At 72.5% G+C, this 21,724-nt stretch carries 22 protein-coding genes; 9 read left to right on the top strand and 13 right to left on the bottom strand.

Going from position 1 to position 21,724, the window contains the following annotated elements; genetic code table 11:
• The first annotated feature begins 211 nt into the window (after positions 1-211).
• Entirely contained in the window at positions 212-1,081 is an 870-nt protein-coding gene (locus tag ACRB68_RS01215) for a VOC family protein (protein WP_153530470.1), read from the top strand.
• 16 nt (positions 1,082-1,097) lie between these two features.
• On the opposite strand, the gene ACRB68_RS01210 is transcribed toward ACRB68_RS01215, so the two are convergent.
• From ACRB68_RS01210 to pip (ACRB68_RS01150), 13 genes are all read right to left on the bottom strand, one after another.
• Positions 1,098-2,240 (bottom strand): NAD(P)H-dependent flavin oxidoreductase, encoded by a 1,143-nt coding sequence (locus tag ACRB68_RS01210; protein ID WP_153530469.1) that lies wholly within the window; start codon positions 2,238-2,240, stop codon positions 1,098-1,100.
• 25 nt (positions 2,241-2,265) lie between these two features.
• Positions 2,266-3,231, bottom strand: a complete 966-nt coding sequence (gene pip / locus ACRB68_RS01205) for a prolyl aminopeptidase (RefSeq protein WP_153530468.1) — start codon at positions 3,229-3,231, stop codon at positions 2,266-2,268.
• 24 nt (positions 3,232-3,255) lie between these two features.
• Positions 3,256-3,645 (bottom strand): Zn-ribbon domain-containing OB-fold protein, encoded by a 390-nt coding sequence (locus tag ACRB68_RS01200; RefSeq protein WP_153530467.1) that lies wholly within the window; start codon positions 3,643-3,645, stop codon positions 3,256-3,258.
• 2 nt (positions 3,646-3,647) lie between these two features.
• Entirely contained in the window at positions 3,648-4,814 is a 1,167-nt protein-coding gene (locus ACRB68_RS01195) for a thiolase family protein (protein ID WP_153530466.1), read from the bottom strand.
• Positions 4,815-4,895: 81 nt separating this feature from the next.
• Complete coding sequence (ehuA, locus tag ACRB68_RS01190; RefSeq protein ID WP_153530465.1) at positions 4,896-5,708, bottom strand: ectoine/hydroxyectoine ABC transporter ATP-binding protein EhuA; 813 nt, start codon at positions 5,706-5,708, stop codon at positions 4,896-4,898.
• Positions 5,695-6,348 (bottom strand): ectoine/hydroxyectoine ABC transporter permease subunit EhuD, encoded by a 654-nt coding sequence (ehuD, locus tag ACRB68_RS01185; protein WP_153530464.1) that lies wholly within the window; start codon positions 6,346-6,348, stop codon positions 5,695-5,697. Before ehuD ends, ehuA begins: the two co-directional genes overlap by 14 nt.
• Positions 6,345-7,016 (bottom strand): ectoine/hydroxyectoine ABC transporter permease subunit EhuC, encoded by a 672-nt coding sequence (gene ehuC, locus ACRB68_RS01180; protein WP_328593583.1) that lies wholly within the window; start codon positions 7,014-7,016, stop codon positions 6,345-6,347. The genes ehuD and ehuC overlap by 4 nt, the downstream gene beginning before the upstream one ends.
• Before the next feature lie 6 nt (positions 7,017-7,022).
• Entirely contained in the window at positions 7,023-7,913 is an 891-nt protein-coding gene (gene ehuB, locus ACRB68_RS01175; RefSeq protein ID WP_153530463.1) for an ectoine/hydroxyectoine ABC transporter substrate-binding protein EhuB, read from the bottom strand.
• Positions 7,914-8,005: 92 nt separating this feature from the next.
• Positions 8,006-8,908 (bottom strand): ectoine hydroxylase, encoded by a 903-nt coding sequence (gene thpD / locus ACRB68_RS01170; RefSeq protein WP_328593582.1) that lies wholly within the window; start codon positions 8,906-8,908, stop codon positions 8,006-8,008.
• Positions 8,905-9,309 carry an ectoine synthase gene (locus ACRB68_RS01165; protein ID WP_153530462.1) on the bottom strand — a complete coding sequence of 135 codons (405 nt, stop codon included), beginning with the start codon at positions 9,307-9,309 and terminating at the stop codon, positions 8,905-8,907. Before ACRB68_RS01165 ends, thpD begins: the two co-directional genes overlap by 4 nt.
• A gap of 22 nt (positions 9,310-9,331) precedes the next feature.
• Positions 9,332-10,597, bottom strand: a complete 1,266-nt coding sequence (gene ectB, locus ACRB68_RS01160) for a diaminobutyrate--2-oxoglutarate transaminase (protein WP_153530461.1) — start codon at positions 10,595-10,597, stop codon at positions 9,332-9,334.
• A gap of 66 nt (positions 10,598-10,663) precedes the next feature.
• Positions 10,664-11,194 carry a diaminobutyrate acetyltransferase gene (ectA, locus tag ACRB68_RS01155; protein ID WP_153530460.1) on the bottom strand — a complete coding sequence of 177 codons (531 nt, stop codon included), beginning with the start codon at positions 11,192-11,194 and terminating at the stop codon, positions 10,664-10,666.
• Positions 11,195-11,626: 432 nt separating this feature from the next.
• A complete protein-coding gene (gene pip / locus ACRB68_RS01150; RefSeq protein ID WP_153530459.1) occupies positions 11,627-12,598 on the bottom strand; it encodes a prolyl aminopeptidase in 972 nt (323 codons plus the stop codon).
• Between the two features lie 197 nt (positions 12,599-12,795).
• Between pip (ACRB68_RS01150) and ACRB68_RS01145 the strand changes: the two genes are divergently transcribed.
• The 8 genes from ACRB68_RS01145 (at position 12,796) to ACRB68_RS01110 (ending at position 21,718) form a co-directional block, all read left to right on the top strand.
• Positions 12,796-14,538, top strand: coding sequence for a coiled-coil domain-containing protein (locus ACRB68_RS01145; RefSeq protein WP_153530458.1), 1,743 nt, complete (start codon positions 12,796-12,798; stop codon positions 14,536-14,538).
• Between the two features lie 192 nt (positions 14,539-14,730).
• Positions 14,731-16,410, top strand: coding sequence for a CTP synthase (locus ACRB68_RS01140; protein WP_153530457.1), 1,680 nt, complete (start codon positions 14,731-14,733; stop codon positions 16,408-16,410).
• On the top strand, positions 16,407-17,045 hold the full coding sequence (locus ACRB68_RS01135) for an NUDIX hydrolase (RefSeq protein ID WP_328593581.1): 639 nt from the start codon (positions 16,407-16,409) through the stop codon (positions 17,043-17,045). Before ACRB68_RS01140 ends, ACRB68_RS01135 begins: the two co-directional genes overlap by 4 nt.
• 83 nt (positions 17,046-17,128) lie before the next feature.
• Entirely contained in the window at positions 17,129-18,244 is a 1,116-nt protein-coding gene (gene xerD, locus ACRB68_RS01130; RefSeq protein ID WP_235958690.1) for a site-specific tyrosine recombinase XerD, read from the top strand.
• Between the two features lie 169 nt (positions 18,245-18,413).
• Positions 18,414-19,280 carry a ParA family protein gene (locus tag ACRB68_RS01125; RefSeq protein WP_328594058.1) on the top strand — a complete coding sequence of 289 codons (867 nt, stop codon included), beginning with the start codon at positions 18,414-18,416 and terminating at the stop codon, positions 19,278-19,280.
• Between the two features lie 127 nt (positions 19,281-19,407).
• Positions 19,408-20,409, top strand: coding sequence for a segregation and condensation protein A (locus tag ACRB68_RS01120; RefSeq protein WP_153532116.1), 1,002 nt, complete (start codon positions 19,408-19,410; stop codon positions 20,407-20,409).
• Positions 20,406-20,990, top strand: coding sequence for an SMC-Scp complex subunit ScpB (scpB, locus tag ACRB68_RS01115; RefSeq protein ID WP_153530456.1), 585 nt, complete (start codon positions 20,406-20,408; stop codon positions 20,988-20,990). The genes ACRB68_RS01120 and scpB overlap by 4 nt, the downstream gene beginning before the upstream one ends.
• The gene (locus tag ACRB68_RS01110) at positions 20,987-21,718 is read left to right on the top strand and encodes a pseudouridine synthase (RefSeq protein ID WP_328593580.1); all 732 of its coding nucleotides are present in this window, start codon (positions 20,987-20,989) and stop codon (positions 21,716-21,718) included. The genes scpB and ACRB68_RS01110 overlap by 4 nt, the downstream gene beginning before the upstream one ends.
• Positions 21,719-21,724 lie beyond the last annotated feature (6 nt).

Genomic DNA, 21,724 nt, shown 5'->3' with positions numbered 1-21,724 from the left:
TTCGGTCGGGGGAAGCACAACAGACCGGGCCCGCCCATGTCCAATAGCGATATGAGTCGGCGAGCGATATGAGAATCCATATCCTTGCTGGTCGGAGCGGTCGGTGGCACCCTCGCGGCGGTGCCGGACCGGCGCCCGGTCACAGACCGGGCGCAAGGGTGTCCACCGGCTCACAGTGGGTAATCACTTCGATACCGGAGAAAGGGCTCTGATGGGTGAGGTGACCGAGTACGCACCGGGCATGCCCAACCTGGCCGAGCTGGCCACTCCCGACATCAGGGTGTCCCGGGCGTTCTACCGGGAGCTGCTGGGCTGGCGCTCGTTCACGATCGCCGACGACCGGCTCGGCGACTACGACATGTGGACGCTGGACGAGCCGGGCGACCCCGAGGTCGGCTGGCTGAAGGCCCTGGCCGACGACAGCCAGCGCCCGTCGTGGACGTGCTACATCAGCGTCGACGACATGGAGGCGGCGCTGAAGCGGGTGACGGCGGCGGGCGGGCAGGTGCTGACCGACCCCGTCGACGTCGGCCACCTGGGGCGCATGGCGCTGGTCGGCGACCCCGAGGGCGCCGACCTCGGGCTGTGGCAGGCCTACACCTTCCAGGGCGCCGCCGTCGTCGGCGAGCCGGGCGCCATGTGCTGGGCGGAGCTGGCGTGCCGCGACCCCGGCCGGGCCGAGGAGTTCTACGCGCGGGTGTTCGGCTGGACGTTCGCCCGCCGCGACTACTACGCCGCCAGCTACACCAACTGGCGGGTCGGCGGCCGGTCGATGGGCGGGATCCTGGCCATGGACGAGCGCTGGTCGCCGAACTACCCGGCGCACTGGATCCCCTACTTCGCCGTCACCGACTGCGACGCCTACGCCGCCAAGGCGGTCGAGCTGGGGGCCACGATCCGGGTGCCGCCGACCGACATCCCGCCCGGGCGGTTCACCCACCTGGCCGACCCGACCGGCGTCCGGGTGGCGCTGATCAAGCCCGCGCACTGGGCCCGCCCCGACCTCGGCGAGTCCGCGCGGACCGGCCCGCTGGCCCGGTTCCGGTCGCGCCGGGCCGGCCCCGGCCGCGACCCCCGCTGACCTTCGCCCCGCCCGGCTACCCGGTGATGGTGTTCAGCCGGTCGACGGCGTCGGCGAACTCCTGCACCATGTCGTAGACGACCTGGCGGGCCGGCTTCACCGCGTTCATCTGCCCGACGCACTGCCCGACGAAGTAGTTGGCCAGCTCCCGGGCGCCCGGGTTGCCCGTCTCGGCGACCTTGTTGATCTGCCGCATCGCCCCCTCGGCGATGATCATCTGCAGCGGCATCCCCAGCGGGCCGGGGCTGGCGGGCCCCTCCCACTCCCGCGTCCACGCCGACTCCAGCTGGCGGGCGGGCTTGCCGGTGCGCGAGCGGGAGCGGACGGTGTCGCGCGAGGTGGCGGCCAGCATCTTCTCCTTCACCGGCGGCGGCGTCTCGGCCTCCTCGGTGGTCAGCCACACCGAGCCGCACCAGACGCCGGCCGCGCCGAGCGCCATCGCCGCCGCCATCTGGCGGCCGGTGGCGATGCCCCCGGCGGCCAGGACCGGCAGCGGCGCGACCTCGTCCACCACCTCGGGCACCAGGACCATGGTGGAGATCTCGCCGGTGTGCCCGCCGGCCTCGCCGCCCTGCGCGACGATCAGGTCGACGCCGGCGGCGACCTGGCGGCGGGCGTGCTCGGCCGTCCCGACGAGCGCGGCGACCGGGACGCCGGCCGCCTTGGCCTTGTCCACCATGAGCGGGGGCGGGGTGCCGAGCGCGCTCGCGATCAGCCGGATCGGGTGCGCCAGCGACACGTCGATCAGGGCCGACGCGCCCTCGGTGGTGACCTGCGTGCCGCCCTTGGAGTTGGCCTTCTTGGCCTTCTCGAAGTCCGGCAGCGGGACGCCGTACTTCTCGAACAGTGCGAACAGGAACGCCCAGTGCTCCTGCGGGACGGCCGCGAGCATGGTGTCCAGGCCGCCCTCGCCGCGCCCGGCCCGCGCGGCCGACTCGTCGATCTTGGCGGGGACCAGCACGTCCACCCCGTAAGGCCGGCCGCCGACGTGGTCGTCGATCCAGCGCAGCTCCTCCTCCAGCCGCTCGGGCGTGTAGGCGACCGCGCCGAGGACGCCGAGCCCGCCGGCGTTGGTGACGGCCGCGACCACGTCCCGGCAGTGGCTGAAGGCGAACAGCGGGAACTCGATCCCGAACATCTCACAGACCTCGGTGCGCATGCCGCCGACGCTAGTGGACCGAATGTCATTCGGTCCAGGGCCGGAAGCGGTCCGTCGCCGCCAGGAGGCGCTGCAGCGTCCCCGGCTCGTCGAAGGCGTGCCCGGCGTCGGCGACGATCTGCAGCTCCGAGCCCGGCCACGCCTTGTGCAGCGCCCAGGCGCCGTCCGGGGGAGTGAGCAGGTCGTAGCGGCCCTGCACGATCACGCCGGGGATGCCGTGCAGCCGGGAGGCGTACCGCAGCAGCTGTCCCTCCTCCAGGAAGCAGCCGTTGCCGAAGTAGCGGTTCTCCAGCCGGGCCACCGCCACCAGATCGCGGACGTCCTCCTCCTCGGCGGGGCGGGGCAGCAGCGCCCCGGTCGCGTCCTCCCACCGCGTCCACGCCACGGCCGCCGGGACGTGCACCGCCGGATTCGGGTCGGCCAGCCGCCGCGCGTAGGCGGCCATGTAGTCGCCGCGCTCGTCCTCGGGGATCAGCGCGCGGAACTCCTCCCAGGCGTCGGGGAACAACCGCGACACCCCGCCCTCGGCGAAGCACCACGGCTCGTCGGCCGGCAGCACCATGTAGACGCCGCGCAGCACCAGCTCGGTGACGCGTTCGGGGTGGGTCTGCGCGTAGGCCAGCGACAGCGTGCTGCCCCACGACCCGCCGAACACCAGCCACCGCTCGATGCCGAGGTGCTCGCGCAGCCGCTCCATGTCGGCCACCAGGTTCGCGGTGGTGTTGGCCGACAGGTCGGTGCCGGGGTCGGCGGCGTGCGGGACGCTGCGCCCGCAGTTGCGCTGGTCGAACAGCACGATCCGGTACGCGGCCGGGTCGAACACCCGCCGGTGCGCGGGCGAGGAGCCCGCGCCCGGCCCGCCGTGCACGAACACGGCGGGCTTGCCGGCGGGGTTCCCGCAGACCTCCCAGTAGATCTCGTCCCGGCCGCCCACGGCGAGCATCCCCGAGGCGTACGGCTCGATCGGCGGGTAGGGCGCGTTCGGTTCCATCCGCCCAGTGTCACCTACCGGTGATCACGGCCTGAACAGCAGGTACGCCTCTCCCTCGGCCGGGTGCTCGTAGGCCGCGGTGAGCGGCAGGCCCTCGCGCGGCGCGGCGACGCCGTCCAGCCGAGCGTGCAGCCACGGCCCCTCGGCGAGCTCCACCAGCGCCAGGTGCGCCGGCGGCGGGGCGGTGCCGTCCGCGGCGGGCCGCCCGTGCAGCACCGTCCAGGTGACCAGGGTCGCCGCGCCGGACGCCTCGGCCCACGCCAGCTCCTCCTCACCGCAGTCCGGGCACGACACCGCGTCGGGCGCGAACCACCGGTCGCAGGCGTCGCAGCGCTTGATCACCAGCCGGTCCGCGGCGGTGCCGTCGAAGAACGGGTCGGTGCGGCCGTCGCGGCGCAGGATGCCGATGTCCATGCTCAGGCCTCCTTCGGGTGCGGGCTGACGATCAGCGTGGAGTGGTGGTCCAGGATGCCGCCGTTGCCGCTGACCAGGATCACGTCGTTGCGGGCCGCCTGGCGCTCGCCGCCCTGGCCGCGCGCCTGGATCACCGCCTCCGACAGCGGCGTCATGCCCCACATGTAGTAGCCCGACAGCTGCCCGCCGCCGGTGTTGGTCGGCAGCGACCCGCCGGGGCCGAGCGCGCCGGACGCCGCGAACGCGCCGCCCTCGCCCTTGGCGCAGAACCCGTAGTCCTCCAGCGACACCAGCACCGTGTAGGTGTAGCAGTCGTAGAGCTGGCAGACGTCGACGTCGGCGGGCGTCACCCCGGCCATCTTCATCGCGACCGGCCCGGACGCGGCGGCGCCGGTGACCAGGCCGAACTCGCTGCCGCGCTCCTTGCGGTGCCCCGGATGGCCCTGCCCCCAGCCCCACACGTGCACCGCCGGCTGCGCCAGGTCGCGGGCGCGTCCGGCGGAGGTCACGATCACCGCGATCGCGCCGTTGGACACCAGGCAGCAGTCCAGCAGGTGCAGCGGCTCGGCGACCCAGCGCGACGCCTGGTGGTCGGCGAGGGTGATCGGCTCGCGCATCTGGGCGAGCGGGTTGCGCGACGCCCACTCCCGCGTGCCGACCGCGATCGCGCCGAGCTGCTCGCTGGTGGTGCCGTAGCGCGCCATGTGCCGCTGCGCGGCGAGCGCGTAGAAGGCGTTGACGCTGCGGAACCCGAGCGCGGCCGTCATGCCGCCGAACCCGTACCACTCGGGCGCGTCGCGGTGGTAGGCCGAGCCCGCCGACTGCTTCGGCTGCAGCGGCGCGTCGGAGAACACGCACGCCACCGTGGTCGCGGCGCCCGACGCCACCGACATCGCGGCGTAGGACACCATCGCCCCGGCGGTCGCGCCGAAGGCGTTCATCTGCGACAGCAGCCGCAGGTCGCGCAGGCCGAGCGTGTCGGCCAGCTCGATCCCGGGGGAGCCGCCGAGGCCGTGGCTGACCAGCAGGCCGTCCAGATCGTCCAGTGTCAGCCCGGCGTCGGCGGCGGCGAGCCGTACCGCGTCGGCCGCGAGCCGCCGCGGGCTGCGCCCGTACACCTTGCCGAGCTCGGTCATCCCGAGCCCCGCGATGGCCGCGCCCTCACCCATGCAGCACCACCGGTGCCTCCTTCACGTCGTGGTCGCCGCCACAGTACCGAATGTCGTTCTGGTCGTCGGGGGCGGTCCGGCTCAGGTGGCCAGGACCGCCTGCAGGAAGTCGCGGGTCCGCTGCTCGGCGGGCGCGCTGAAGATCTGCTCGGGCGGTCCCTCCTCCACGATCCGACCCTCGGCGAACATCAGGACCCGGTCGGAGATGTCCTTGGCGAAGTTCATCTCGTGGGTCACGCAGAGCAGAGTGAGGTCGCTCTGGCGGGCGATGTCGCGCAGCAGGTCCTGCACGCCGACGACCAGTTCGGGGTCCAGCGCCGAGGTGACCTCGTCCAGCAGCAGCACCTTCGGGCGCATGGCGAGGGCCCGCGCGATCGCGACCCGCTGCTGCTGCCCGCCCGACAGCTGGGACGGGTGCGCGTCCGCCTTGCCGGCGAGGCCGACCATCTCCAGCAGTTCGCGGGCGCGCTCGGCGGCCTCGTCCTTGGAGTCCCCGAGCACGTGCACCGGCGCCTCGGTGAGGTTGCGCAGCACGCTCATGTTGGGGAACAGGTTGAACTGCTGGAACACCATGCCGACCTGCTTGCGCATCTCGTGCAGGTGCTTCTCGCTCGGCGGCGCCTTCTTCCCGCCCTTGTCCATGTGGGTGAGGGCCCGGTCGCCGATCCAGATGTCGCCGCCGTCGGCCTTCTCCAGCGTCATCAGCAGCCGCAGGATCGTGGTCTTGCCGCAGCCGCTCGGCCCGATGAGCGTGACCCGCTCACCCGGGGCGATGGTGAAGTCCAGGCCGCGCAGCACGGCGTTGCCGCCGTAGCTTTTGACCACCTTGTCGAACCGGATGCCCGGCGTGCCGCCCTTCGGCAGCACGCCCGCGGACGCGTCAGACGGTTCCATAGCGCCTCTCCAGACGTCGGATCAGGACGGACGACACCACGCTGACGAAGACGAACAGCACGGCCGCCACGGTGAACGGCTCAAGGAAGCGCCCGGTCGGGCTGCCGGCCGCCTGCGCCTCGTGCATCATCTCCGGCACGGTGATGACGAGCAGCAGCGGCGAGTCCTTGAACATGGCGATGAGGTAGTTGCCGAGCGGCGGGATGACGCGCCGGACCGCCTGCGGCAGCACCACCGCCAGCCACACCCGCCGCCGGGGCAGGTTCAGCGCGGTCGCGGCCTCCCACTGGCCGCGCGGCACGTCGGCGATGCCCGCCCGGTACACCTCGGCGGTGTAGGCCGAGTAGTGCAGGCCGAGCCCGATGACGCCCGTCACCAGCGCGCTGAACCGCACGCCCGTGGCGGGCAGCGCGTAGTACAGGAACGCCAGCTGCACCAGCAGGGGAGTGCTGCGCACGAACTCCACGACCCAGCGGACCGCCTGGTCGACGACCACGTTGCCCGACCGGCGCAGCACCGCCCACAGCAGCCCGGCCAGCACCGCCAGGACGTAGCCGAGCAGCGTCGCCTGGACGGTGTAGCGCAGGCCGTGCAGCAGGCTCGGCAGCAGCTCGCGGGTGTAGTCCCAGTCCCAGATCATCGGGCGGCCCCCTCGGCGCGCACCCGGCCGAGCGTCCGCTCGGACCTGCGTTCCAGGTAGCGCACCAGCAGCAGCATCGCCTGGGCGATGACGAAGTACATGACCAGGATCACCAGGAAGACCGCCGCGCCCTCACCGGTCGACGAGCGCAGCTGCTGCGCCCGGAACATCAGGTCGCTGATGGAGATCAGCGACACGATCGCGGTGGCCTTCATCAGCTCGACCAGCTGATTGCCGAACGTCGGCAGCATCAGCGGCACCGCCTGCGGCAGCAGCACCCGCCGCACCCGCTGGGCGGGGCGCAGGTTGAGCGCGACCGCCGCCTCGAACTGCGTCTTCGGCACCGCCTTCAGCGCCCCGCGCACCACCTCGGCGCCGTAGGCCCCGTAGTTGAGGCCGAGGGCGGCGACCCCGGCGAACAGGGTCTCCAGCCGCAGGCCGGCCAGCGGCAGCGAGTAGAAGAACCAGAACATCAGCACCAGTGCCGGCAGGCCGCGGAAGACCTCCACGTAGAACCGGCCGATGGCGCGCACCCAGGCGTGCCGCGAGATGCCGGCCAGCCCGAAGGGGAACGCGAGGGCGAACGCGAGCGCGGCGGAGTACAGCGTGAGCTGCACGGTGACCCAGGCGCCCTGCCACAGGATCGGGGCCTCGATGACGTCCCACACAGGGCATCAGCCCTTACAGAACTCGGCGGCCGTGTGGTCGCCGGGCAGTTCCGCCTCGCTGAAGCCGAACGGCTTGATGATCGGCAGCAGCCGGTTCGACCTCTTCAGCTCGGCGAGCTTGCCGTTGAACGCCTGCAGCAGCTCGGTGTCGGCCTTGCGGAACGCGAAGCCGCCCGCGCCGAACCGCTCCTTGCCGTCGATGACCGGGACGAACGCGTCGGTCACCTCGAACGCGTCGCCCTGGTGCTTGGACATCAGGTCCACCAGCGAGATGCGGGTGAGCGCGACCGCGTCGACCCGGCCGGCCTTCAGACCGTCGTAGGCGTCGGGCTGCGACGCGAACGCCTTGATGTCGCCCTTGGCGACGCCCAGCCTCTCGGCGTAGCCGCCCTCGACGGCGCCGGTCAGCACGCCGATCCTCGCCTTCGCCCTGGCCGCGTCCTCGAACGTCCTGATCCTGCGCGGGTTGCCCTTCGGCACCAGGAACGCGGTCTTGGCGATGTAGTCGGGGTCGGCGAACGCGATCTGGCCGCAGCGCTCGGGGTTGATGAACATGCCGGCCGCCACGACGTCGAACCGCCGCGCCTGCACGCCGGCGATCAGCCCGCCGAAGTCGACCTGGACGCCCCGCACCTCGGCGATCCCCAGCTCCTTGAAGATCACCTTGGCCAGCTCGGGCGCCTCGCCGGTCAGCTTGCCCGACCTGTCGGTGAACCCGTAGGGCGACTCGTTGGCGAAGCCGATGGTGATGTGGCCCTGCTTTCTGGCCTTGGCGAGCGTGCCGCCGCCCGCCCGCTCCTTGGCCGGGTCGGTGGTGGAGCACGCCGCCGCGCCGAGCGGGACGGCCATGCCGAGCAGCGACGCGGTGCGCAGGAAGTCACGCCGTGAGGAAGTCATCGTTGAACTCCTGGGGTGAGGGGAGACCCCCGCGTCCGCCAGGGCCGGAAGACCCTGGCGGACGCGGGGAAGGGGGATGCGGGGGGTGCCGCTCAGACGACCGGGGTGAAGTCGCGGGCGCCGATGAACGAGGGGCGCGGCGCGGGCGCGGAGTACGGCTCCACGCAGGTGTTCTCGACGCTGTTGAACACGATGAACACGTTCGAGCGCGGGAACGGGGTGATGTTGCCGTTCGAGCCGTGCATGCAGTTGCAGTCGAACATCGTCGCCGAGCCCGCCAGGCCGGTGAACACCTCGATGCCGTGCTTCTCGGCCAGGATCGACAGGCTCGCCGGGTCGGGGGTGCCGACCTCCTGCCCCTTCAGCGACTCCTTGTAGTGCTCGGCGGGCGTCTCGCCGACACAGCTCACGAAGGTCTTGTGCGACCCCGGCATGATCATCAGCGCGCCGTTGTGCACGAAGTTCTCGGTGAGCGCGATCGAGATGCTGACCGCGCGCATCCGCGGCATGCCGTCCTCGGCGTGCCAGGTCTCGTAGTCGGAGTGCCAGTAGAAGTCCTTGCCGGTGAACCCCGGCTTGTAGTTCACGCGGCTCTGGTGCACGTACACGTCCGAGCTGAGGATCTGCCGCGCCCGGCCGACGACCCGCGGGTCGCGCACCAGCTCGGCGAACACCTCGCTGAGGCGGTGCACCTCGAAGATGGAGCGGACCTCGTCCGAGCCGCGCTCGGTGACGGTGCGCTCGTCGGCCAGCACCGCCGGGTCGGCGGCCAGCCGGCGCAGCTCGGCGCGGTAGGTCTCCACCTCGCCCGGGTCCAGCAGCCGGTCGACGCTGAGGAAACCGTCGCGCTCGTAGGACTCCAGCGTGGCCCCGTCGATCGGCCCGTCCCCCGGCGCGCCGTATACGACCGGGTCCTGGCGGTACAGCAGCGCCGCCTCGCCGGACTTGCGGGTCGGGTAGGGATCGTCAAGGGTCGGATGGGTCTCGATACTCACGCGTTCTCCTCGCTCTCCTCGGTCAGCAGGGGGTAGACGCCGTTCTCGTCGTGGACCTCGCGGCCGGTGACGGGCGGGTTGAACACGCAGACGGTGCGCACGTCGGTGTGGGCGCGCAGGGTGTGGTGCTCGTGGCCGTTCAGCAGGTACATGACGCCGGGCTCGATGCGGTGCTTCTCGCCGGTCTCCTCGTTGACCAGCTCGCCCTCGCCGTCGATGCAGTACACGGCCTCGATGTGGTTGGCGTACCACATCCGCGTCTCGGTGCCGGCGTACAGGACGGTGTCGTGCAGCGAGAAGCCGACCTTCTCCCCGGCCAGCACCAGGCGGCGGCTGCGCCAGGTCTCGGCGCGCACGTCGCGCTCGGTGCCGACGATCTCGTCCAGGGTGCGGACGATCATGGGTTCTCCCTCCTCGGACGGGTCAGACGCCCACCGCGGTGGGGGCCACCGCGCTCACGGACTCGGCGATGATGTCCAGGCCGCGGCCGAGGTCCTCCTCGCTCGTGGTGAGCGCGGGCAGCAGCTTGACCACCTCGCCCTCGGGGCCGGAGGTCTCCATCAGCAGGCCGCGCCCGAACGCCTCGGCGCAGACCCGCGGCGCCGCCTCGGGGTCCTTCATGACCAGGCCCCAGGCCAGGCCCCGGCCGCGGACGGTCTCCACCGCGTCCGCGTTCAGCAGCGCGATCTCGTTCAGGCCCTGCTCGACGAGCCGGCCCTTGGCCAGGGTCCGCGCCGCCAGCTCGCCGTCGGTCCAGTACTCCTCCAGCGCGGCGGTGGCGGTGACGAACGCGGGGTTGAAGCCGCGGAACGTCCCGTTGTGCTCGCCGGGCTCCCACACGTCCAGCCCGCGCCGGAACAGCGTGACCGCGAACGGCAGGCCGTAGCCGCTCAGCGACTTGGACAGGCACACGATGTCGGGGGTGATCCCGGCCTGCTCGAAGCTGAAGAACGCGCCGGTCCGGCCGCAGCCCATCTGCACGTCGTCGACGATCAGCAGCATGTCGTGCCGGCGGCACACCTCGGCCAGGCCGCGCAGCCACTCGGCGGTCGCGGCGTTGATGCCGCCCTCGCCCTGCACCGTCTCCACGATCACCGCGGCGGGCTTGTCCAGCCCGCTGCCGCTGTCCTCCAGCATCGTCTCGAACAGCAGGAAGTCGGGGGTGCGGCCGTCCAGGTAGTTGTCGTAGGGCATCGCCACGCCGTGCCCGAGCGGCACGCCCGCGCCGGTGCGCTTCATCGAGTTGCCGGTGACCGCCAGGGCGCCGAGCGTCATGCCGTGGAAGGCGTTGGTGAAGCTGACGACCGTCTCGCGGCCGGTGTACTTGCGGGCCAGCTTCAGCGCCGCCTCCACCGAGTGGTTGCCCGCCGGGCCGGGGAACTGGACCTTGTAGTCCAGGCCGCGCGGCTTCAGCACCACCTCTTCGAAACGTTCCAGGAAGTCGCGCTTGGCGGCGGTGTACATGTCCAGGCTGTGCACGATGGAGTCCCCGGCCAGGTAGTCCATCAGCCGCTGTTTCAGCAGCGGGTTGTTGTGCCCGTAGTTCAGCGAGCCGGCCCCGGCGAAGAAGTCCAGGTAACGGCGGCCGTTCTCGTCGGTGATGTGGCTGCCCTGTGCGGTGGTGAACACCGTGGGCCAGCCTCTGCAGTAGCCGCGGACTTCCGATTCCAGGCGAGTGAAAGTGTCCAACGCATGCCTCCGGCAGGTGGGAATGGAAAGGAAGGGAAAAGTCTGTGGAGCGGGACGGCGCAGCCGTCAGTTCTCCGTCGGCAGCGGGCCGATCCGGAACAGCACCTCGGGGTCGTGCCCGCCCAGGTGCTCGGGGCCGAACAGCGGCCGCCGGGTGAGCGCGCACCCGTGGTCGCGGGCGAACGACTCGAACATCGCGGTGGAGGCGGTGTTGGCCGGCGTGACGGTGGCCTCCACGAAGCGGTGGCCGCGGGCCGCCATGCGCCCGGCGAGATGGTCCAGCATGCGGCGGGCCAGGCCCTGGCCGCGGTGGTCGCGGTCGACGGCGACCTGCCAGACGAAGAAGGTGTCGGGGGCGGCCGGGCGGACGTAGCCGGTGACGAAACCGCACGCGGTCCCCGCGTCCTTGGCCACCACGGAGGTGCCGGCGAAGTCACGGCACCAGAGGGTGTAGCTGTAGGTCGAGTTGACGTCCAGGACCTTGGAGTCGCGGGCGATGCGCCACAACTCCGGGCCGTCGTCGACGGTCGGCTCCTGGAGGCGGGTCTCCGGTTTTCGGACGGTCCGGGGGGTGGTTTCCAGGTGGTTCACTGCCATGCCCAGGGAACCTAGCGAACTCCGCGAAGGGACCGATGGAGATTGTTACCCAAGGAATGTTTAGCCCTTTTCGGGCCGGGTAGGGCAGTTGCCTTGTTTGAATCGGGGCGCTTCTTCGCGGGCGGGGCGCCGCCGGGAGCGCTCCATTCTCTGGAGCACGCAGGGGAGACGCGCGCTAGGCGCGGAACGGAGAAGTCGCGTGACCGCGAGCGTCACTCTAGTGACGCCCGGCCGCCCGGTAAGCCGTTTTGGATCTCAATTCTGTGGGGTGAATCACGTAACTCCGCTGTCATCTTCCGGGCACGTCGTGCGTCACCGCGCGCCGGCGTGGGAACGGCCGGAGCGTGGTGACTCCCGCCTGAGACGCCCCATGGCATGAGGCGGGCCCCGGGCGATGACGCCCGGGGCCCGTCCCTGCGGATGCCGGCAGGCTCAGCCGTTCTTGGCGAAGCGGTCGGTGGCCTCGATCAGGTGGTGCAGGATGCCCGGCTCGTCGAAGGCGTGCCCGGCGTCGGGCACCATGTGGAACTCGGCCTCGGGCCAGGCCCGGTGCAGGTCCCAGGCCGTCGCGGGCGGCGTGCACACGTCGTAGCGGCCCTGCACGATGACCGCCGGGATGTGCCGGATCCTGTCCACGCCCCGCAGCAGCTGCTCGTCCTCGAAGAACCCCTCGTTGACGAAGTAGTGGTTCTCGATCCGGGCGAACGCCACCGCGTAGTCGGACTCGCCGAAGTGGTCGACCAGGTCCGGGTTCGGCAGCAGCGTGATCGCCGAGCCCTCCCAGCGCGCCCACGCCTGCGCCGCCGGCACCCGCACCTGCGGGTCGGCCGACTCCAGCCGCTCGTGGTAGGCCGACAGCAGGTCCTCGCGCTCGTCCTCGGGGATCGGCGCGACGTAGTGCTCCCACAGGTCGGGGAACAGCAGCGAGGCGCCCTCCTGGTAGAACCAGTACAGCTCGAAGGGGCGCAGCATGAAGATGCCCCGCAGCACCATCTCGCTGACCCGCTCGGGGTGGGTCTGCGCGTAGGCCAGCGACAGCGCGCTGCCCCACGACCCGCCGAACACCAGCCACCGCTCGATGCCGAGGTGCTCGCGCAGCCGCTCCATGTCGGCCACCAGGTTCCAGGTGGTGTTCGCCTCCAGCGACACCTTCGGATCGCTGGCGTGCGGCTTGCTGCGCCCGCAGTTGCGCTGGTCGAACAGGACGATCCGGTAGGCATCCGGATCGAACTGGCGCCGGTGCTCGGCGTTGCAGCCCCCGCCCGGCCCGCCGTGCAGCATCACCACGGGCTTGCCCGTAGGATTGCCGCACACTTCCCAATAGATCTCGTTGCCGTCACCGACGTCGAGCAGGCCCGTCTCGTAAGGCTCGATCGGCGGGTACAAGGTGCGAAGCTCCTCCATGAGCAGTGATTCTTGCACTTGTGGAGCAAGGGGCCGGGAGCGCCGTGCCAGGACCGGTTCCGCCTGTCCCGCACATGAGGATCAAGAAACCAAACCCCAAACTGGGCAAAGGTTCCGCTGGTCGGCACTAGAGTGCCTCTCGTGAGCCAAGCGACGAGCCGGCAGGCGAGGAGTTCAGCGAACAGCCGAGGAGAGACGTGAGCGAACTGAACGGATCCGGCGGTTCACGGAACGTTCCGGACCCCGCTTCGCCCTGGCCGCTGCGCGACGCGGGCGGCAAACCCGACCTGCCCGCCCAGCAGCCCATCAAGGCCGGCCGCCCGGCCGAGGCCGAGGCGCCCGAGGCGCAGCCGTGGGACATCGTGGAACGCCTGCGCCAGATGGCCGACCTCATCGGCGACGCCCTGGCCGCCGGCGAGCGCAAGGTCTCCGAGGCGCAGACCGACGCCGCCTCCCAGGTCACCGCGCTGCAGGCGGAGAAGGAGTCCGCGCAGCGTGACGCGGCCGCGGCGTGGGGCGAGGTGCAGCGCGCGCGGGGCCAGGCCGAGCAGGCCGACCGCCGCGCCGTCGAGGCCGAGCGCCGCATCACCGAGGCGCAGACCGAGGCCGCCTCCCAGGTCTCGGCCATCCAGGCCGAGAAGGAGGCCGCACAGCGTGACGCGGCCGCGGCGTGGGGCGAGGTGCAGCGCGCGCGAGGGCAGGCCGACCGCCGCGCCGTCGAGGCCGAGCGGCAGTTCGCCGAGGCCGAGCGCCGCATCGCCGAGGTGCAGGCCGAGGCCGTCCAGCAGATCGCCGCGCTCCAGGGCGAGAAGGACAACGCCCAGCGCGACGCCGCCGCCGCGTGGAACCAGGCCCAGCAGGGCCGCGCGGCCGCCGACCAGGCCCGCGGGCAGGCCGAGCAGGCCCGGGTCCAGGCCGAGCAGGCGCGTGCGCAGGCCGACCAGGCCCGCGGCGCCGCCGACCAGGCCCGCGCCCAGATGGAGCAGGCGCAGGCGCAGGCCGAGCAGGCCGAGCGGCGGGTCGCCGAGGCCGAGGCCACCGTCCGCCAGGCGATCACCCAGCGCGACGCCATGAGCGAGGCCCGCGACGACGCGCTGCGCGCCGTCGAGGACGCCGTCGCCGCCCGCCGCGCCGCCGAGAACGACCGCGACCGCGCCGCCGAGCAGGTCGCCGAGCTGTCGCGCGCCCTGGAGGCCGCGCACGGCGAGCTGAGCGCGGTGCGCGGCAAGCTCGCCGACGCCGAGCTGACCGCCAAGAACCTGCAGCACGCCGTCGCCGGCACCGCCAAGGAGCTGGAGGAGACGCGCATCCGCGCGACCGCCGCCGAGGGCCGCGCCAAGGAGTTCGAGCGCCGCGCCGGCGACGCCGAGCGCCGCGCCGGCGAGTCCGAGCTGCGCGCCAAGGGCGCCGACAGCCGGGCCGGCGACGCCGAGCGCCGCGCCCAGGACGCCGAGCGGCGGATCGCCGAGGCCGAGCGCCGCGTCGAGCAGGCCGAGGCCGAGCGCCAGCAGGCCCTCGACACCGCCGCGCAGTCGCTGGAGGCCGCCAAGAAGGCCGAGCGGAGCCTGGCCGAGGCCGCGGCCGGCCGCGACGCCGCCGAGCGCGCCCGCGAGGCCGCGGTGCAGGCGCAGGCCCGCGCCGAGTCCGAGCTGACCATCGCCCGCGGCCGCGCCGACTCCGAGTCCCGGGAGAAGGACAAGGCCGTCGCCGGGCTGCGCCAGCTGGCCGCCGAGCGCGACGCCATCGCCGAGAAGCTCGCCGAGCGCGACCAGTGGGTGGACCAGCTCGCCCAGGCCGTCACCGAGCAGCGCGCCGCCATCGCCGAGCTGTCGCAGGAGCGCGACGCCGCCCGGCAGGCCGCCGACCAGGCCCGGTCGCTGATCGACGAGCTCACCCGGCAGCTGCGCACGATCATGCCGACCGCCGCGCCGCGGATCTGACCGCCGAATCGGCGGCGCCCGCCCCGTCCCCGCGCCCGCAACGGCCGCGGGACGGGGCGCCGATGTCCTGACCAGGGGCGCGTGCCCCGCCGGCGGGCATGTCCCGGCTGCCGCACGGCCCGGGGTTTGTTATCCTGGTGGCCCGTGGACAGTGCGTCTCGTCCGCCTCGCAACCACCACGGGAGTGTCTTCTTGCCTTCGGCAGCCACTGGTAGGACCCGTCCTACCAAGCATCTCTTCGTCACCGGCGGTGTCGCCTCCAGCCTCGGCAAGGGACTGACGGCGTCCAGCCTGGGGCGGCTTCTCAAGCTCCGCGGCCTGCGGGTCACGATGCAAAAGCTCGACCCCTACCTCAACGTCGACCCCGGCACGATGAACCCGTTCCAGCACGGCGAGGTCTTCGTCACCGACGACGGCGCCGAGACCGACCTGGACGTCGGCCACTACGAGCGCTTCCTGGACACCGAGCTGCACGGCTCGGCCAACGTCACCACCGGCCAGGTCTACTCCAACGTCATCGCCAAGGAGCGGCGCGGGGAGTACCTCGGCGACACCGTCCAGGTCATCCCGCACATCACCAACGAGATCAAGGACCGCATCCGCGGCATGGCCGAGGCCGACGTGGACCTGGTCATCACCGAGGTCGGCGGCACGGTCGGCGACATCGAGTCGCTGCCGTTCCTGGAGTCGGTCCGCCAGATCCGGCACGAGATCGGCCGCGACAACTGCTTCTTCCTGCACGTGTCGCTGCTGCCCTACATCGGCCCGTCCGGCGAGCTGAAGACCAAGCCGACCCAGCACTCGGTCGCCGCGCTGCGCTCCATCGGCATCCAGCCCGACGCGATCGTGTGCCGCTCGGACCGGCCGATCACCGACGGCCTGAAGCAGAAGATCAGCCTGATGTGCGACGTGGACCGCGAGGCCGTGGTCTCGGCCGTCGACGCCGCCAGCATCTACGACATCCCGAAGGTGCTGCACGCCGAGGGCCTGGACGCCTACGTGGTGCGCCGGCTCGGGCTGCCCTTCCGCGACGTCGACTGGGGCGCCTGGGACGAGCTGCTGCGCCGCGTGCACAAGCCCGCCCGCGAGGTCACCATCGCGCTCGTCGGCAAGTACATCGACCTGCCCGACGCCTACCTGTCGGTCACCGAGGCGCTGCGCCACGGCGGCTTCGGCAACGACGCCAAGGTGCACATCCGCTGGGTCAAGTCCGACGAGTGCGAGACCGCCGAGGGCGCCCGCGAGCGGCTCGGCGACGTCGACGGCGTGCTGGTCCCCGGCGGCTTCGGGGTGCGCGGCATCGAGGGCAAGCTCGGCGCGATCCGCTACGCCCGCGAGAACCGCATCCCGCTGCTGGGCATCTGCCTCGGCCTGCAGTGCATGGTCATCGAGGCGGCCCGCAACCTGGGCGGCCTGGACGACGCCGGCAGCGCCGAGTTCGACCCGGCCACCGCGCACCCGATCGTGGCGACCATGGCCGACCAGCTCGACGTCGTCGCCGGCGAGCGCGACATGGGCGGCACCATGCGGCTCGGCATGTACCCCGCCGACCTGGCCGAGGGGTCCATCGTGCGCGAGCTGTACGGCGAGGCCAAGGCGTCCGAGCGGCACCGGCACCGCTACGAGGTGAACAACGCCTACCGGCCGCAGCTGGAGAAGGCCGGGATCCGCTTCAGCGGCCTGTCCCCGGACGGCCGGCTCGTGGAGTACGTCGAGCTGCCCCGCGACACCCACCCGTTCTTCGTCGGCACCCAGGCGCACCCGGAGTTCCGCTCCCGCCCGACCCGGCCCCACCCGCTGTTCACCGGCCTGGTCTCGGCCGCGCTCGACTACGCCGCGGGGCGCTCCGAGGGCGCCGGGGGCGGCGCGTGAGCGGGCTCGGCGCCGGCGACGTCCGGGACCGGCCCGAGCGCTGGGAGACGGTGGCGGCCGAGCACGCCTACCGCGGTCCCATCTTCAGCGTGCGCCGCGACAAGGTGGTCATGCCGAACGGCTCCGGCACCGAGGTCGTCGGCCGCGACGTCATCGAGCACAAGGGCTCGGTCGGCATCCTGGCGGTGGACGGCGACGACCGCGTCCTGCTGCTGCGCCAGTACCGGCACGCCGTCGGGCACCTGCTCTGGGAGATCCCGGCCGGGCTGCGCGACAAGGACGGCGAGCCGCTGCAGGCGCTCGCCGCCCGCGAGCTGCTGGAGGAGGCCGGGTACCGCGCCGCGCGCTGGGACACCCTCGCCGACGTCTACCCCTCGCCGGGCATGTCGGACGAGCGGTCCCGGATCTTCCTGGCCCGCGGGCTCACCGAGGTGCCCGCCGACCAGATCGACTTCGAGCGGGTGCACGAGGAGGCCGACATGCCCCTGGTGTGGCTGCCGCTGGAGGAGGCCGTGCGCAAGGTGCTGGCCGGTGAGATCCACAACACGCTCGCCACGGTCGGCGTGCTGGCGCTGCAGGCCGCCCGCGCCCGCGGCTACCGCGACCTGCGGCCCGCCGACGCGCCGGAGGGCTGACCCGGCCCGGCCCCGTACGTGACGACGCCCCCGCGCCGCCCGGCGCGGGGGCGTCGTCACGCTGCGGCGGCCCGGAAGGGGGCATGATGGGCGGGACCCGCACGGCCGAACCGTCCAGAAGAGGTGCCGCCCTGTCCCCGAGCACGACCGGCCAGAGCACCGAGCGGCCCGTTCCGGCACGGGCCGTCCCGGAACAGGCCGTCCCCGCGCAGTTCGATCCTGCCCGGATCGATCCGGCGGACGCCGCGCCGAACATCAAGGGCTCCGGTGAGCAGGAGGAGTCCGCGCTCCTGGCCGCCGTGCGCTCCTACCTCGGGCACCTGGCCGTCGAGCGGGGCCTGGCCGCCAACACCCTCAGCTCCTACCGCCGCGACCTGCGCCGCTACACCGGCGTGCTGACCGCCCGGGGCCGCACCGCGATCGGCGACGTCACCGAGGACGACGTGCGCGCCTTCCTGGCCGGCCTGCGCGAGGGCGACCCCGAGCACCCGCCGCTGTCGGCCGGGTCGGCGGCCCGCGCCGTCGTCGCCGTCCGCGGCCTGCACCGCTTCGCGCTGCGCGAGGGCCTCGCCGCCGCCGACCCCGCCCGCGACGTCAAACCGCCGACGCCGCCGCGGCGGCTGCCGAAGGCGATCCCGCTGGACCGGGTCGAACGGCTGCTCGCCGCCGCCGGCGACGCCGACACCGCGCGCGGCCTGCGCGACCGCGCGCTGCTGGAGCTGCTGTACGGGTCGGGCGTGCGCATCTCCGAGGCGGTCGGCCTGGACGTCGACGACCTGGACCTGGAGGAGGGCTTCGCCCGGGTCGCGGGCAAGGGCGGCAAGGACCGCGTCGTGCCGATCGGCGACTACGCCCGCCGCGCCGTGCAGGCCTACCTGGTGCGTGCCCGCCCCGAGCTCGCCCGCGCCGGGCGCGGGGGACCGGCGCTGTACCTCAACGCGCGCGGCGGCCGGCTCTCGCGCCAGGGCGCCTGGATGGTGCTGCGCGCCGCCGCAGGGCGGGCCGGCCTGACCGACGTGTCGCCGCACACCCTGCGCCACTCCTTCGCCACCCACCTGCTGGACGGCGGCGCCGACGTGCGCGTCGTCCAGGAACTGCTCGGGCACGCCTCGGTGACCACCACGCAGGTCTACACTCTGGTGACGGTCCAGCTGCTGCGCGAGGTCTACGCCACATCCCACCCGCGTGCCCGCGGATGATCGACGAGGTCGGCGGGCCGCCGACAAAACCCGGCCATCGTCGCGCGTCGGCTTGAGACCCGGGGGGTCAGGCCATAGAGTCCCCAGTCTGGATGGCATTTTCGGGCCGCCCGGGAGGGATCTGGTGACCAGCACACAGGCTCCGGAGGGTGTTCTCTCCTCCGCGACCATAGAGACCGATCCGAGCAGGGCGCTCGGGCCAACTCGGCGACCCGTCCCGGTGTTCCCCAACCCGGAACCGCTCGCCGAACACGGACCGGCGCGCATCGTGTCGATCTGCAACCAGAAGGGCGGCGTCGGCAAGACCACGACCACCATCAACCTCGGCGCCGCGCTCGCCGAGTACGGCCGCCGGGTGCTGCTGGTCGACTTCGACCCGCAGGGCGCGCTGTCGGTGGGGCTCGGCAAGGGCGACCCGCGCCAGCTCGACGTGACGATCCACAACCTGCTGCTCGAGCGCGACACCGAGTGGGAGGACGTCGTCATCGAGACCGGTGTCGACGGCATGGACCTGCTGCCGAGCAACATCGACCTGTCGGGCGCCGAGGTGCAGCTCGTGCACGAGGTCGGCCGCGAGTACATCCTCGCCGGGTCGCTGAAGTCGGCGGTCCCGCACTACGACTACATCCTGATCGACTGCCAGCCGTCGCTCGGCCTGCTGACGATCAACGCGCTGGCCGCCAGCGCGGGCGTGCTGATCCCGCTGGAGTGCGAGTACTTCGCCATGCGCGGGGTCGCGCTGCTGATGGAGACCATCGACAAGGTGCAGGGGCGCATCAACCCCGACCTGGTCATCGACGGCGTCCTCGGCACCATGTACGACTCGCGCACCCTGCACACCCGCGAGGTGCTCGGCCGCATCGTCGAGGCGTTCGGCGACAAGGTGTTCCACACGGTGATCAACCGCACCGTGCGGTTCCCCGACGCGACCGTGGCGGGCGAGCCGATCACCTACTTCGACCCCAACTCGATGGGCGCCAACGCCTACCGGGGCCTCGCCCGCGAGGTGCTGGAGCGCTGGAAGCTGCTCGACTGAGGCCGCCGCCGGCGGTGTCCGGGCGGGCCCTGGCGGGCCCGCCCGCCGCGTTCGATGCCAGGTGGCGGGCGGTCTTCGGTTACGGTGCTGTGTTGTGACCCGTCCCGCCGCCCCGGAGGCCGTGCCGATGGCCGATGAGCCGGCCCCGCAGCCGCCGGCGTCCCCGGAAGCCGGCCCCGAGGCCGCGCCCGAGTCCTCGCCCGAGTCCGAGCACAAGGGCTTCCAGGTGCACCTGGACAACTTCCAGGGGCCGTTCGACCTGCTGCTCGGGCTGATCTCCAAGCACAAGCTCGACATCACCGAGGTGTCGCTGCACAAGGTCACCGACGACTTCATCGCGCACATCTCGGCGCACGGCAAGGACTGGGACCTGGACCAGACCACCCACTTCCTGCTGGTCGCCGCGACGCTGCTGGACCTGAAGGCGGCCCGGCTGCTGCCGTCGGGCGAGGTCGACGACGAGGAGGACCTGGCGCTGCTGGAGGCCCGCGACCTGCTGTTCGCGCGGCTGCTGCAGTACCGCGCCTACAAGGAGGTCGCGCAGGTCCTGGCCGGCCGGATGGCCGAGCAGGACCGCCGGTTCCCCCGCCTCGTGCCGATGGAGCCGCGGTTCGCCGGCCTGCTGCCCGAGGTGCTGCTCGGCCTCGGCCCCGAGGAGTTCGCCCGGCTCGCCGCGCGGGCGCTGGCGCCGAAGGCGCCGCCGGCGGTGTCGGTCGAGCACATGTACCAGCCGAAGGCGAGCGTCAAGGAGCAGGCCGAGATCGTGGTGGCCAAGCTGCGCGAGCTGCGGCGGACCACCTTCGGGGTGCTCGTCGACGACGCCGAGGGCACCTACGAGGTCGTCGCCCGGTTCCTGGCGCTGCTGGAGCTGTACCGCGAGCTCGCGGTCACCTTCGAGCAGGACGAGCCGCTCGCGGTGCTGCACATCACCTGGACCGGCACCGACGAGGGCGACGTGCGGGTCGGCGACGACTACGAGGGCGCGCGCGAACCGGCCAAGGACGCCGGGCCCCCGAAGAACGCCGTGCCTGAGAACACAGGGCCCGAGAACGCCGTGCCTGAGAACGCCGTGCCTGAGAACACAGGGCCCGAGAACGCAGGGCCCGAGAGGGACACCGAGGAGCGATGACCGACACACCCGCCCCCGCCGAGGGGCCCGGCTCCGGCCTGCCCGGCCTGCGGGCCTCGATCGAGGCGATCCTGCTGGTGGTGGACGAGCCGGTGGGCGAGATCACCCTCGCCCAGCTGCTGGAGCGCCCCCGCCACGAGGTCGCCGCCACGCTGCGCGGGCTGGCCGCGGAATACACCGAGCAGGGCCGGGGGTTCGACCTGAGGGAGGCCGCCGGCGGCTGGCGCTTCTACACCCGGGACGTGTGCGCCCCGGTGGTGGAGCGCTTCGTCACCGACGGCCAGCAGGCCCGCCTCACCCAGGCGGCGCTGGAGACCCTCGCCGTGGTGGCCTACCGCCAGCCGGTCAGCCGGGCCCGGGTCTCGGCCGTCCGCGGCGTCAACAGCGACGGGGTGATGCGCACCCTGACGCTGCGCGGCCTCATCGAGGACGCGGGACAGGACCCCGAGTCGCAGGCGCACCTGTACCGCACCACGAACCACTTCCTGGAGCGGCTCGGCCTGCGCTCCCTGGAGGAGCTGCCCGAGCTCGCCCCCTACCTGCCCGACGACCTGCCCGATGACATTGTTGAGGACAAGTGAACGAAAAAGAAGGCGTACGGCTCCAGAAGGTCCTGGCGGACGCCGGGATCGGCAGCCGCCGCCACTGCGAGGAACTGATCGGCGAGGGCCGGGTCACGGTCAACGGCAACAAGATCTTCCGCTTCGGTGAGCGGGTGGACCCGCAGACCGCGGTGATCCACGTGGACGGCCGCCGGGTGGAGACCCGCGCCGAGATGCGCTACTACATGATCAACAAGCCGCGCGGCGTGGTCTCCACCATGTCCGACGAGCGGGGCCGCAAGTCCCTGGCCGACTACGTGGAGGTGCCCGAGCGGCTGTTCCACGTCGGCCGGCTGGACACCGACACCGAGGGCCTGATCCTGCTCACCAACGACGGCGAGCTGGCGCACCGGCTGACCCACCCGAGCTACGGCGTGGACAAGGTCTACCTCGCCGAGGTGCACGGCCCGATCCCGCGCGACCTCGGCAGGCGGCTGCGCGACGGGGTGATGCTGGAGGACGGCCCCGCCCGCGCCGACAAGTTCCGCATCTTCGACCAGGCGGGCCGGCGCGTGCTGGTGGAGATCACCCTGCACGAGGGCCGCAAGCACATCGTGCGGCGGCTGCTGAAGGAGGTCGGGTTCCCCGTCCAGCAGCTGGCCCGCGTAGAGTTCGGGCCGGTCAAGCTGGGGCAGCTGAACCCCGGCGGCATCCGCGCGCTGACCGTGAAAGAGGTCGGCGAGCTGTACAAGGCCGTGGGCCTGTAGGAGGGG

This window comes from Actinomadura macrotermitis, from assembly GCF_009604375.1.
Taxonomy (GTDB): Bacteria; Actinomycetota; Actinomycetes; order Streptosporangiales; family Streptosporangiaceae; genus Spirillospora; species Spirillospora macrotermitis.
Note: the sequence above shows the minus strand (reverse complement) of the source record. Positions and strands in the feature narration are given on the sequence as shown.